At 62.7% G+C, this 13,171-nt stretch carries 12 protein-coding genes; 3 read left to right on the top strand and 9 right to left on the bottom strand.

Going from position 1 to position 13,171, the window contains the following annotated elements; genetic code table 11:
• Window positions 1-4 precede the first annotated feature (4 nt).
• The 7 genes from AABM54_RS16610 to AABM54_RS16640 all read right to left on the bottom strand — a co-directional run bounded on the left by AABM54_RS16610 (window position 5) and on the right by AABM54_RS16640 (window position 6,518).
• Complete coding sequence (locus AABM54_RS16610; RefSeq protein ID WP_347906225.1) at window positions 5-946, bottom strand: spore coat U domain-containing protein; 942 nt, start codon at window positions 944-946, stop codon at window positions 5-7.
• Window positions 947-1,011: 65 nt separating this feature from the next.
• Entirely contained in the window at window positions 1,012-3,369 is a 2,358-nt protein-coding gene (locus AABM54_RS16615; RefSeq protein ID WP_347906227.1) for a fimbria/pilus outer membrane usher protein, read from the bottom strand.
• A gap of 118 nt (window positions 3,370-3,487) precedes the next feature.
• Window positions 3,488-4,270 (bottom strand): molecular chaperone, encoded by a 783-nt coding sequence (locus AABM54_RS16620; RefSeq protein ID WP_347901090.1) that lies wholly within the window; start codon window positions 4,268-4,270, stop codon window positions 3,488-3,490.
• A 27-nt stretch (window positions 4,271-4,297) separates the two neighbouring features.
• A complete protein-coding gene (locus AABM54_RS16625) occupies window positions 4,298-4,798 on the bottom strand; it encodes a spore coat U domain-containing protein (protein ID WP_347901091.1) in 501 nt (166 codons plus the stop codon).
• Between the two features lie 4 nt (window positions 4,799-4,802).
• Window positions 4,803-5,339: a spore coat protein U domain-containing protein gene (locus AABM54_RS16630; RefSeq protein ID WP_347901092.1), complete on the bottom strand. Its 537-nt coding sequence runs from the start codon at window positions 5,337-5,339 to the stop codon at window positions 4,803-4,805.
• An 18-nt stretch (window positions 5,340-5,357) separates the two neighbouring features.
• Window positions 5,358-5,897: a spore coat U domain-containing protein gene (locus AABM54_RS16635; protein WP_347901093.1), complete on the bottom strand. Its 540-nt coding sequence runs from the start codon at window positions 5,895-5,897 to the stop codon at window positions 5,358-5,360.
• Between the two features lie 102 nt (window positions 5,898-5,999).
• Window positions 6,000-6,518: a spore coat U domain-containing protein gene (locus tag AABM54_RS16640; protein WP_347906229.1), complete on the bottom strand. Its 519-nt coding sequence runs from the start codon at window positions 6,516-6,518 to the stop codon at window positions 6,000-6,002.
• Between the two features lie 176 nt (window positions 6,519-6,694).
• Between AABM54_RS16640 and AABM54_RS16645 the strand changes: the two genes are divergently transcribed.
• Window positions 6,695-8,008, top strand: coding sequence for a protein kinase (locus AABM54_RS16645; protein ID WP_347901094.1), 1,314 nt, complete (start codon window positions 6,695-6,697; stop codon window positions 8,006-8,008).
• A gap of 72 nt (window positions 8,009-8,080) precedes the next feature.
• Here AABM54_RS16645 and AABM54_RS16650 read toward each other — a convergent pair whose 3' ends face one another.
• Window positions 8,081-8,785: a YebC/PmpR family DNA-binding transcriptional regulator gene (locus AABM54_RS16650; RefSeq protein ID WP_347901095.1), complete on the bottom strand. Its 705-nt coding sequence runs from the start codon at window positions 8,783-8,785 to the stop codon at window positions 8,081-8,083.
• A 219-nt stretch (window positions 8,786-9,004) separates the two neighbouring features.
• Between AABM54_RS16650 and AABM54_RS16655 the strand changes: the two genes are divergently transcribed.
• Entirely contained in the window at window positions 9,005-11,008 is a 2,004-nt protein-coding gene (locus AABM54_RS16655) for a type VI secretion system tip protein TssI/VgrG (protein WP_347901096.1), read from the top strand.
• A 17-nt stretch (window positions 11,009-11,025) separates the two neighbouring features.
• On the opposite strand, the gene AABM54_RS16660 is transcribed toward AABM54_RS16655, so the two are convergent.
• Complete coding sequence (locus AABM54_RS16660) at window positions 11,026-11,889, bottom strand: LysR substrate-binding domain-containing protein (protein WP_347901097.1); 864 nt, start codon at window positions 11,887-11,889, stop codon at window positions 11,026-11,028.
• Window positions 11,890-12,003: 114 nt separating this feature from the next.
• Here AABM54_RS16660 and AABM54_RS16665 point away from each other — a divergent pair, with 114 nt between their 5' ends.
• Window positions 12,004-13,113 carry a 2-aminoethylphosphonate--pyruvate transaminase gene (locus AABM54_RS16665; RefSeq protein ID WP_347901098.1) on the top strand — a complete coding sequence of 370 codons (1,110 nt, stop codon included), beginning with the start codon at window positions 12,004-12,006 and terminating at the stop codon, window positions 13,111-13,113.
• The last annotated feature ends 58 nt before the right edge of the window (window positions 13,114-13,171 follow it).

A 13,171-nucleotide genomic window follows, 5' to 3' on the forward strand; every position in this document is an offset into this window, starting at 1 on the left:
GTGCTCAGAACCCCACGTCCAGCACCACGTTATCCAGGTAGGTGCCAGCCGGCGGCGTGGTCTGGTCGGTATAGATTTTTGCGTTGTAGTTAAAGACCTGACTGCCCGTGCCCAAGCCATTGCCGGGGTTGACCTCGGCATCGGAACTGGCCCGACGCGCAGCGCCGACACTGCCCCACCGGGTGGTGCCGGCGCTTTTGAAAATATCGTAAGACAGATAATTGCTGCCCGAAATCATCCTTCGCCGACCGCCGGTGCTGACGGCGTGCTGACCATCGTCCAGCCCCACGGTGTAGGCGCTGCCCTTGGTGCAGGTCAGGTTGACAGTCTGGTTGGTGACCGTGGCGAACGCGCTGATCACCGGGGCGCTGCCGAAGCTGATATTGGGTGCGGTGATCAAACAGTCGTTGGTAACGGTCATGGTCACCGTCAGGGTGGTGGAAGCATTATTGATATCCCGCAAAGCGCAAAGGCCACCGATTCCCAGCAGGTAACAGTAGTTCCAGTTCCAGGCAACGCTCAGGGTCTCGGAGTAGACGCCGGCGGCAACATTGCTGCCACTGATGCTGGCCAGATAGATCGGTACGGTCTTGGCCACCAAGGGATTGCTCAGCAAGCCAAGGTTATCGGCGATCGAGTTGCGGGCGAAGTCGAACGCAATGCCGCGACTGATCGGATAGCTGGTGCTGTTATTGCCATACATCGTGTAACTGATCACGTCTCCGGTGGGGCCGACCAAGCCCGAGGTCGCGGCTGTGAAGGTGGCATACAAATGGTCATTGGCCGCCAGTTGCGATACCAGCGAGCCCGTACAGCTCAGCCCGGCATTGGTGGTCGAGCTGGGTTGCGAGGTGGTCCGCACCGTGATCGAACTGACCGAACCGAAGCCGGCGGGCACGGTGCTGACCACCGAGCACAACGCCCAGGCCTGCCCCGACAACACCATCGCCAACAGCCCCAGCCACCCGCCGATCCATCGTTGCACGCTCCGTCTCCTTGTTCGTCTGACTGTCATTGGCACACCAGTGGCCCAATCAACGGCACCTGCTCCTGATTCATGTCCAGCGCAAACTGTGCCCGGCAGGTCTGGCCGTCGGCCAGGGTTACCTTGAGGCTGTTTTGCCCGACGAGGTTTTCCAGGTACACCAGGCCGTCCCAGCCGACCACCGCCCTCGACCCGTTCTGTTCATTGAGCACATTGCTGCCCAGCGGCAACTGCTGTTGCCGGGCGTCCACCAGCACCACGCTGGCGGCGACGATGCGGGTCAGTGGAAACTCCAGCAGATAACCGCTGCCACGGCGCACCGCAATGCGTTGCTCCACGTTCGGGCTTTGCACGTTGGCCGGCAGATTCAGCGGGTCGATTTCGTATTTGCCGCGGTAGTACGCGCTGCTCCACGGCACCAGGAGGTGACCGTTGCGGTCAGTCTGGCCCACCAACTGGTTTTCATAGCGCACCGGAATGTCGGCGAAACCGTGGGTGCTGACCACCACAAAGGCGTCGTCGATCCGGTTGGCGGCGAACAGTTGCCGGTCCATCCACACCAGCGATCCGCTGGCGTCGGCCCAGCGGGTTTCGGCATCGCTGCTACCGTACACGCCCGCCTGCAACTGCACCGATTGCAGGCGCCAGGTCAGGTCGGCCTGCCGGTAATCAGGGCCTGAGCCATGGGCGTAACCAAGGTTGAAACCGACGCCACCTTCAGTCGGCACCGAACGGCTGTAATTGACCCGCTGACGGTTTTCGCCGGTTTTACTGCGCTCGGTGCTCACGCTCAGGCTGCCGCGCAGGTCGAAAGGGATCACCACTTGCGCCTGCATGGCCCAGTTGCTGTCGCCGATTTCACGGTTGGCCGACAGGTAGAAACTGGTGTTGCGCCACAGCGGTTTGCTCCAGGTCAGGTTGAGCAAGCGAGTACGCGAATCATCCGCCGCACGCACATCGAAATAGCCCGCGCCGAGGCTGCCCCAGGTGTCGAGGTTGAGGCTCAGGGTCAGTTGCTCGCTGCGTTGGCTCAACGTGGTGAACGGGCTGTCGACCACGGTCAGGTCGGCGTACTGATCACGGCGCTGCATCCGTTGGTAGGCGATGCTGTAGCGCTGGCTGCTGTACTGATAACCGAGGCTCAGTTGCTGACCGCTGGTGCCGTCGAACTGACTTTGACTGAGCGCCGTGTTGAGCACGCCGAAATTGCCCAGCCGCAGGTTGCCGCCCACACCACCGAGGGTCAGCGAATCGGACGCTTCGGCGTGGCCTTCCAGGGTCAGGCTGTCACTCAGGCCATAACGCAGGCTGCCGGACGTCACGCCCGGGCCATAACCGAAATCCCGAATCCCGTAGTCACGACGCAGGGTACCGGCCGCCACGGAAAAGTCTGTCAGGCCCTTTTGCAGCAAGGTGCTGGTGACGTAGAACGGCACGGTGGTGGAGACCTGTCGACCGAGGGCATCGGTCGTCACCACCACCGCTTCACCGGCACCGTTGATGAACGGAATGTTGGTCAGGGTGTAAGGGCCGGGTTGCAACTCGGCGCTGCTGGACTTGTAGCCGTTGATGAACAGGTCGACCGAGGACGGCACCGCCGCTTCACCGGCGAACTGCGGCAAGGGATAGGTCACCAGGTCCGGGCGCACACCAAAATCGCGGGACAACTGCACGCCGCCCAGGCGCACCGAGTTGCTCCACGGCAAGGCACCGCTGACCAGGTCGCCGGCCTCATAGGTCAGCAAACGTTCGTCGTCGGAGTAACGCCAGGTGGTGTCGTACCGCAGGTAACCGTTGTCCAGCGTGTCGACAGCCCCGCCCGACAGCGTGCGCCGATACTGCCCGGTGTTGGACAGCGTGCCCCAACGGTCGAACAGCCGTACTTCGTTCCACGCCGCCAAATAGCTGCCGCCGTCGTCGGTGTCGTTGAGGTACAGGTCGTAGTTCAGCAGTGCGCCGAAACTGCTCAGCGCCGGGGTGCGCGGATAAGCCTGGCGGTTGCCGACGAACTGCTCCGGCAACCAGTCCGGCGGCACACTCAGCAGCAGGCGCTGGCCTTGACTGTCGTACTCGGTGTGCAGGCCCGGCAAGTGGTCGAGGTCGACTTCGGCGCCCACGCCGTCGGGCAAGGTCATGCCGGTATCGCGCAACGCCGTGGCCGGCAGAAACAGTCGCCCGGCCCGTTGATCGACCGCCACGACACGCCCGGTATTCATCTGGTTGACCACCAGTTCAAGGAACAATTGAGCATCGGCCACAACCTCCATGCCGCTGGGCGGTGGCGGCAGGTCACCGGCCCGGGTGTGAATCGCCACGACCAGACAGCAGACACCGAGCACAGCCCATAGCGAACGCCGGATACTGCGAGCCCTACCCTGGCTCATCACCGCTTTTCGTCCATCGATGGACATCTCCCTCCTGCTGCAACCCCGACCCTCATGGTCTGACTGGCCAGCCCTCCTCGCCATGATTGCCGGTCAGCGGCCTGCGCTTTTTTGCGCTTCAATGTGCTGGCGCAACACTCTGGAGCTGCGGCGCGCCATTGACCCTGACCTGTAGCGTCGGCGCCCCGGAAACCGGCTCGGGGGCCAGCCAGCGCATGCTCGCGCCGGGCAGCACATAGCCGAGCAGACCCTCGACCAGCGGCCGGCTCTGGCTGCCTTGCTGGAAGGTCACATCGGTGAGGCGTGCGTGCACGGCCCCCTGATTGCGCACTTCAACGTAGGAACGCCCGTCGACCGCCACTGTGCGCCAGCTCAAGTCCGGCACGCCGGCACCTTTCGGGTCGCGCTTGCGGGTGGTGTCCTCCTTGCTCCACAGCCCGGCACCGTAGGCAAACAGCGGCACGGAATAGCGCATCTGAAAACGGATCGCCGCCGCAGTCTTGCCGTCCTCGGCCGTCAGCACCTGGGGCCCCGGGATTTCGTCGATAATGATCCGGTAAGCCAGTTCCTGACCCACAGGCACCTCACGGGTGCGAGTCAGGCGGACCAGTTGCTTCTGGCCGGGTTCGATCTTCGCCACGGGCGGGCTGCCGATCACGTCGCGCTGGTTCTGGTACTGGTCGCTGAAACCGCTCTGGCTCCAGGCGAATACCCGGATCTGCAGATTGGCGGTTTCGGTGCCGCGATTTTCAAGCCACAGCGCACTGGCCTGCTGATCGGCCTCCAGCACCGGATCGATCGGCCAGATCAGCACTGAACTGGCCGCCTGTGCGTTGAACGACATCAGCATGGCCAACCACCACCAGCCCATGGCGCGCCAGCGCCGCGAAGGTGAATACATACGCCTGCTCCTTATGAAAACGCCCCATCACCACGACAGCTGCACTTGCAGCACGTCGCTGTATGTCCCCCCAGGCACGTTGCCCGGCAATTGCACCTGACCGTAAATCGGCAGGCTGATGTTATTGGCGTCGGTGTAAGCCACCGAAACACTCTGGCTGATCCCCAGGGCCTGGCTGTACGCAGCATCGCGAAACAACTGATAGGCCACGCGAGCACTGCCGCTATTGAGCTGCATGTGCCGCCCGCTGCTGTTGTACTGGCCGCCATCGACGGTCATGCTCAGCGTCACGCCCGGCGTGCATTGCAATTGCACCCCGCTGGTCAGCGCCACCTGTACCGTGCTGGTGGACAACGCCGATGCCGTGCCAAACGCCAGGTTGCCGTAGTTGCTGACGCCTCCCACCACCAGGCAACCGGCAGCGATCGTCGCACTGACCTGAAAGCTCTGGCTGGTCACCGCCGCCAGCGGCATCGGCAGGCTGGCGGCACACAACAAGGCCAGCGCCGCACAGCTGTGGCGGGCCATCGCACTAGAAACTCAGTTCTACGGCAACCGTGTCGGTGTAGACCCCGGCCGGCAGGCCCGCCTTGCCCACGGCCTTGCCGTAGAGGTTCACGGTTTGCGCTGCCCCGGTACTGGCGGAGAGGTTGACGACCCCGTCGATCGCGAGAATCGTCTGGTGCCCCGCATCGGTGTAAAAGTCATAAGGCACGTAGTGGCTGGTGCCGTCGAACAGCGCGCGGGTGCCTCCAGTGGATTGCCCGTCATTGGCGCCCGCGCGCACTTTCACCGTGGGCGAGGTGCCTGCCGAACACTGTATCGACAACGCGCCGCCACCACCGGCCAACACCTGGGCATCGGCTTCGGTAAACAGGCTGGTGGTGGTGCCGAAGTTCAAGGCCCCGAAGTTCAGGCCGGTGCTCCCGGACGCACCGTTGACCAGGCAACTGCTGGTCAGGGTCAGGGTCGATGAGATCTGCCCGGTGACCGTGGTCACGGCGTTGGCACTGGACGCCAACGCCAGCCCCAGCAGCGATAAACCTATCCTCGATACAAGTTTATGCATGGTGTTCGTCCTCTGAAGTTACCAATTGAGCGTTACCGTCAGGGTGTCGGTGTAGATCCCTGCGGGTATGGCGTGGGTATTCGCGACCACCGAGCCAAACACCGGGATGGGTACCTGGGCGCCACTGGTAACGGCAAAATTGCGGGTTTGGCCGATGCTGTAGCTGTCACTGCCGGCAGCATCGAGAAACAATCGATAAGGAATGGTCTGGCGGCCGTTGCTCAGGCGCCGGGTGGTGCCGTCACCGTTGGCACCGCCATCGATGGCCACGGTGAAACCGGTGACCGACGTGTTGCAGGCCACCTCCAGCTTGCCGTTGCCGGCACTGCTCAGGTTGGCGTTGAGGGGGTGCAGCCAGGTCGGCCCTTGTTCGCCGAAATCCAGTCGACCGACATCCCTGGCCGGGCTGTCCGGATCGGCGCCGTCACCCTTGCGCACTTCACAACCGGCGATGATGACCAGCCGGGCGTGAATCTGCCCGCTGATCACGGCGTACGCGTCATCCGCCAGCAACGCCAGTGCGCCAAAGGTCAGAAATGTCCAGCGCTTGCTCTTCATCGCACCTGTCCCGTTTCCATCAGGATTCACTTTGTCGCTCGCCCGTTGGCGAACGCCTTTCCCTGCAACGCCCACCTCCACCGGTCAGTCACTCAACCAGCGCTACCAGGTGACCGTGACCTTCACCAGGTCGGAATAACGGCTGACCCGTGGAATCTCGGCCAGGCTTTCGATGCGTCCATACAGCGGCAAATCCACCGAGCCCGAATCGGGCACACGGCCACTCAGCGGGACGTTGACCGGCAACGGAATGCGCCGCGCGGCGTCCTGATACAAACGATAAGGAATGGGTTTACCCGATGCGGCAGCGGCCGCCAGGTAGCGCACGTCGCCGACACCACCGTGCAGGCCACCATCGACGCGTAATTGATATGGGGTGTCCGGGTTGCATTCCAGGCGCGGTAAACGGCCGTTGATCAGCGCGGCGCCAAGGGGTCCGGCCGGGTCGTCGAGACGTGCAGTGCTGCCAAAATCCAGCACACCCAGTTGCACGATACCGTTACTGCGTGCCTGACCGACCAATTGGCAACCCCGTTGCACGTTGACACGCACCTCCACCTGGAGGTCTGCGGCCAACGCCGTCACGCTGAGCATCACGCTCATGACTGCCAACACCAACATTCCCTTCACGGCCTCAATCCTTTTGAGGAGTGTTTGCTTGGGGATGAGGTTAGCAACGCCGCCCGAAACCGCCAGTCAGGTCGCTACTTAGCCTCCTGCACGGGGGTGTTTGCCGCTATCATGGCGGCCATTTTCGAAGGGCTGACGCCCTTATCTGTCGGAGTGTCGAACGGCTCATGCATACCCTCGCGCAACTGCGAGCCGGCCAACTGGCGGGGCTCAAACGTCTGGACCTGTCCTGTGGACTGAGCGAATTTCCCGAGGAGATTTTCGAGCTGGCGGACTCGCTGGAAATCCTCAACCTGGGCGGCAATGCCCTGAGTGAGTTGCCCCACGACCTGCATCGGCTCAAGCGTTTGCGGGTGTTGTTCTGCTCCGACAACCAGTTCACCCGGCTCCCCGAATGCCTGGGTCAATGCCCGACGCTGACGATGATCAGTTTCAAGGCCAATCGCGTCGAAACGGTCCCGGCCGCCGCGCTGCCGCCGTTGTTGCGTTGGCTGATCCTGACCGACAACTGCATCAGCGAGTTGCCGAGCGAACTGGGCGAACGCCCGCACCTGCAAAAACTGATGCTGGCCGGCAATCGCCTGCACAGCCTGCCACCCAGCCTCAGCCAGTGCCATCAACTGGAGTTGATTCGCATCGCCGCCAACCACCTGAGCGAATTGCCGCACTGGCTGGTGACATTGCCGAGCCTGGCCTGGCTGGCCTACGCCGGTAATCCGCTGGAAACCGAAGCTGACGCTTCAGCCCTGGACGCAGTCGCCAGCATTCCCTGGTCCGAGGTGCAGCTTGGCCAGTTATTGGGCGAAGGCGCTTCCGGGATGATCCATCAGGCGCGCTGGGCCGCGCCGACAACGCCTGCGCGTCAGGTTGCGGTCAAGCTGTACAAAGGACACATGACCAGCGACGGCTCGCCGCTGCATGAAATGAATGCCTGCATCAGCGCCGGACGCCATCCCAACCTGATCCGCATCGAAGGCCGGATCGCCGACCATCCGCAGGCGCAGAACGCCCTCGTGATGCAGTTGATCGACCCGCACTTTCGCAACCTCGCGGCGCTGCCCAGCCTGGCCTCATGCTCGCGAGACGTGTATGCCGACAATTGCACATTCAGCGCGCCAGTGGCGCTGCGCATCGCCCGCGGCATTGCCTCTGTGGCGGCTCACCTGCACGAGCACGGCATCACCCATGGTGATCTCTACGGTCACAATATTTTGTGGGACGAACAGGGCGAATGCCTGTTGGGTGACTTCGGCGCGGCGTCGTTTCATGCCACGGCGGACACCCTGGAAACCCGCGCACTGCAACGCATCGAAGTGCGGGCATTCGGGATTTTGCTGGGAGAGTTGCTGGAGCGCATCGACGATGGGCTCAGTGCCGAGGGCCGTCAGCGGCTGGAAGACTTGCAACAGCGCTGCTGTCAGCCGGATGTGCTCGCGCGCCCCGGATTTGCCGAGATCGAGCATCTGCTGGGTTGCCAGTGACCCGACGCGGTCATTGGCCAGCGTGCCTCGCGCCTACAGGTTTGCTGTAGGCGCGAGGCGGCGTTCAGTCGCTTAACCGGCCAACCCGACAAACATGTCTTGCACGTCGTCATGGTTATCCAGGCCTTCGAGGAAGGCTTCGACTTCTTCCATTTGCGCATCGCTCAAGCCGCTGACCGGGTTCTTCGGCTTGTAGCCCAGCTTGGCCGACAGCACCGTGAAGCCTTGCTCCGGCAGTGCTTTTTGCACCGCGTCCAGGTCCATCGCTTCGGTGATGAACAGGGTCGCGCCCTCTTCGCCCGGCTCGAAATCCTGGGCGCCAGCTTCGATGGCGGCCATTTCCGGATCGGCGTCAGGGCTGTCCGGGGACGCCTCGATCATGCCCACGTGGTCGAAGTCCCAGGCCACCGAACCCGAAGCGCCCAACTGCCCCTTACGGAACGCCACACGAATTTCGGCAACGGTACGGTTGATGTTGTCGGTAACGCATTCAACGATCAGCGGCACCTGGTGCGGGGCGAACCCTTCGTACGTGACACGGTGATACTGCACGGTTTCACCGAGCTGGCCCGAGCCTTTCTTGATCGCGCGTTCCAGGGTTTCGCGAGGCATCGAGGCTTTCTTGGCCTGTTCCACCACCAGGCGCAGGTGCGCGTTGGTCGTGATATCAGCACCATTACGCGCAGCAATGGTGATTTCTTTCACCAGCTTGCCAAAGATCTTGCCTTTGGCGTTGGCTGCCGCTTCTTTGTGTTTAACCTTCCACTGTGCGCCCATTTCTCACTCTCTTGATCGGTGGCGCCGAGACATCTATTGGTCGACGCAGGTGCGTCAGTTTATACGGCCTAAACCTGCCAATCGACCAAAAATTGGAACGCCTGATCGACATCTTCACCTCATGTCGTAGGGGATTTCTGAAAATGCCTTTTGAGGTGTCTATCAGACGTCATCGTTTCGTACCCTTTGCGCCCGTCCTCCAAGGCACAAGAGTGTGTGATGCATAACGACATGGAAAGCCCCTTCACCCTGACCCTCGCCGCTCAAGGGCTGAGCCTGCCGGTGCAGAGGTTCAGTGGTCGCGAAGCCTTCAACGAACCCTACTGCTTCGAGATCACCCTCAGCCGCCGCGCGCCCCTCATTGACTTGAACACACTGCTCGGCCAACCGGCGTTCCTCGACATGGACACTCGCTGCGGCATCCACGGCATTGTTCAGAGCGCGGGGTTGCAGTATCGCGACCCGCAAACCGTCGGCTATCAACTGACCCTGGCACCCAGCCTGATGGTGCTGGCGCAAGGCCCCGTGCGCCGGGTGTTCCATGAACTGAGCGTACCGGCGATCCTGCGCCAACTGCTTGAAGCACACCGACTGCCCGACACCGCATACCGCTTCGAACTGCCCGGCGGCCACTACCCACCCCGACCGTTTTGCATCCAGTACGACGAAAGCGACCTGCATCTGTTGCATCGCCTGTGCGAAGAAGAAGGCATTCACTATTACTTCGAACACCAGCCGGACGCTCATGTGCTGGTGTTTGCCGAAGACGCGGACAGCTTCGCGCAACAACCGGTCATGGCGCGCTTCCGACCGCCCCCAGCTTTGACAGGCCGCACGCCAGCCATTACCCACGTCTATCAACGCCACTATCTGCCAGCCCCGACGCCTCTGCCAGCGAGCCCGCCCTCACGTTCCGAAAGCAGCGCCATGGAGACCTTCGACGGGGCCGCCAACCAGCCACCTGCGGATACGCAACCGGCGATGGGCCGTCAGAGCCCCGCACTCGCGCGCCGCCAGCAACTCAGCCGACGGGCACTGGAACGTTTGCGCAGCCGACACCAGCAGATCGAAGGTCAAGGCACCCATCCGCACCTGCGCAGCGGGCACCTTGTGCAGTTGAGCGAACATCCACTCTCGATGTTCAACGACCAGTGGCTGGTCACCGAAGTCCAGCACCTGGGCCTTGCGCCCTCGGAAACTGCCACACAGGAGGAACAGTGGCTGGCGGATGACCCGACGATGCACCCTCAGGGCTATGGCAACCGGTTCAAGGCGATTCCCTGGTCTGTGGTGTTCAGGCCCGCGCTCAATCACCCAAAGCCCTGCATTCCGGGTTACCAGCGTGCAACGGTGTGCGGTCCCAAGGGACAATTGGCGGCCCTTGATGAACAAGGACGGATCAAGATCAGTTTGTGGTCAACGCAGGCGCCGGACTCGCAGGCACCCGCGGGGTTCTGGCTGCCAATGGCACCAGGCGGTCAAACCCGGCAACCGCTGTGTGGAAGTGAGGTGCTTATCGGCTTCGTCGACAATGACCCCGACCAACCGGTGTTACTGGCGTTCCCCGAACATCCTGTCACCGCGCCCGCCCCCGCGCCAGGGGTGTACCTGGACGGATGCAGGCTCAGCGACGCCACCGCTCATGTCCACGTCGGTGCCGGGCAGCGGTTGCACGTCGAGGATGTCCAGCCACTGACACTGACCGCCCGGCGCAACCAACTGCACCTGAGCCCCGAGCGCATCACCTTGTGCGCCAGCGCCGAAACAACGCCCGCGTCCCGGCCAAGGGAGATGCCAAAACCCGACGCCCGGCTGGCGGACGGCGACCTTTACCTGTTTGCCCAACCTCCCGCCCGCACCGAGCGCCTGGCCGACACCACGTGGTACATCGTCCGGTTGCCCCATCCGGGCTTCAAGAATCTACCCGGCCTGGGCCGCGATTGCGTGCTGATGGAAGGTAAAAGCCAGGCGTCGGGGAATCTGGGTCTGAGCGCTGAACAGACCAGGCACCTGGCCGAGGCATTCGTCAGCACCCCGCAGCAGCTTTGCCTGCTTTACCCGGGTCACTGCGTGCCGCTGGCCGAATACTTCGACCGCCACTGGAACCCCGAGCAGCGCGCAGCCTTCCTGCAACAGGGCAAACCGCCCGCAGCGGCAGGGAAAAAGCACAACAGCGATCTGCTGCTCGACTGGCTGCTCAACCGACCAGCCCCATCACACTGAGCGTGCTTGAGCAGCGCTCACGGCGGCGGCGCCAACTCGAAAAACGCCTGTATCAAGCGTAAATCCCGGCGCCGCTCCATACAGCCGAGCAAGTGCCGGTTGACCAGCCCTTCGCCAATGATCGGCACCGCCCGCACCCGTGGGTCATGGCTGACCTCTACCGAAGACACCACGCCCACCCCCAGGTCGGCCGCCACCGCTTCGGTCACCGCCTCACGGCTGTCCAGTTCCAGCAACACCCGAGGGTTGACCTTGGCCTGCGCGCACGCTTCATCGAAGGTGCGACGTGTGATCGACGTCGGTTCTCGCAACACCATGATCACCTGATCCAGTTGCTTGAGCGCAATGCCTTCCGGCAGTGCCACCCATGGGTGAGCGTGGGGCACCAACGCGCAAATCCGCGACTGGTTCAAGGCTTGCAGGTGCAAGCCTTTGCGTGGTTCGACCTCGGTGAGCACCGCCACGTCGGCATGCTCGGACAACAGCGCCGCGAGGGTTTCCTGAGCGTTGCCCAATCGCAGGTTGACGGTGATCCCCGGATACCGCGCCCGCAAACTGGCAAGCATCGGCATGACCTGATGCGGGCCGTCCGCCGCCACTTCCAGGCGTCCGGTCAATAACTGGCGGTTCGCTTCGAGCATCACCTGCGCTTCCTCGGCCAGGCCGAACATCGCCCGGGTGATCGCCGCCAGTCGGGTGCCCTCCTCCGTCAGCTCGACCCGCCGGGCCGTGCGCCGCAACAGCGTGATCTGGTAGTGCTCTTCCAGCGCCTTGATGTGCCCGGTAACGGCCGGTTGGCTGATGAACAAGCGCGCCGCCGCACGGGTAAAACTGCCTTCGCGGGCCACCGCATCGAAGGCGCGGAGTTGGAACAGATTCATGGCTATCGGTCTCGCTGATGGCTGGCATAACAATAAACAATTTGATTGATGGTACGGCAAATTGCAATTTATGCCCCGTAGCTTCATCCCCCAGCGTCTTGCGAGGACATGAAAATGAGTACCGTCGAGCCCATCCTGCTCACCCCTGGCCCACTGACCACATCGCTGCGCACCCGCCAGGCGATGATGGTGGACTGGGGTTCGTGGGATGAGCGCTTCAACCAGCTCACCGCCAGCCTCTGCGAACAGTTGCTGGCCATCCTCGACGGCGCCGACACTCACCACTGCGTACCGTTACAAGGCAGCGGCACCTTTGCCGTCGAAGCAGCCATCGGCACACTGGTGCCCCGCGACGGTAAAGTGCTGGTGCTGATCAACGGTGCCTACGGCAAACGCCTGGCGAAGATCTGCGAAGTGCTCGGCCGTGCCTACAACACCTTCGAAACCGCCGAAGACGAACCGACCACCGCCGCCGACGTCGACCGCCTGCTACAGGCCGACAGCAGCATCACCCATGTGGCGCTGATCCACTGCGAAACCAGCACCGGAATCCTCAATCCGCTGCCGGAAATCGCCGACATCATTGCCCGACACGGCAAACGCCTGATCATCGACGCCATGAGTTCCTTCGGCGCGTTGCCAATCGACGCTCGAAAAATCCCCTTCGACGCACTGATCGCCGCCTCCGGCAAATGCCTGGAAGGCGTGCCGGGCATGGGTTTCGTCTTCGCCAACAAAACGTCTTTGGCGAATGCGGCCGGCAACGCTCACTCGCTGGCGATGGACCTGTTCGACCAGCACAGCTACCTGGCCAAGACCGGCCAATGGCGCTTCACCCCGCCAACCCACGTGGTCGCGGCGCTGCACGAAGCCCTGCTGCAATACACCGAAGAAGGTGGCCTGCCGGCGCGGCATCAGCGTTACGCCGACAACTGCCGGGTGTTGCTCGATGAAATGGCCAAACTCGGTTTGCGCAGTTTCCTGCCGGCCGCAATCCAGGCGCCAATCATCGTTACCTTTCATGCCCCGAAAGATCCGCGCTACCAGTTCAAGGCATTCTACGAACGGGTGAAAGCCAAGGGTTTCATTCTGTATCCGGGCAAATTGACCCAGGTCGAGACCTTCCGCGTCGGCTGCATCGGTCACGTCAACCAGGCTGAAATGAAAGCCGCCGTGGCGGCGGTCGCCGAGGCGCTGCGCGAAATGGAAGTACTGGAGTTTTAAACCCCACCGCATTCCCCTGTGAGAGCGGCGGTGCGGCGATCCGACCTGCTCGCGAAGA

It is taken from the genome of Pseudomonas purpurea (genome assembly GCF_039908635.1).
Classification (GTDB): Bacteria; Pseudomonadota; Gammaproteobacteria; order Pseudomonadales; family Pseudomonadaceae; genus Aquipseudomonas; species Aquipseudomonas purpurea.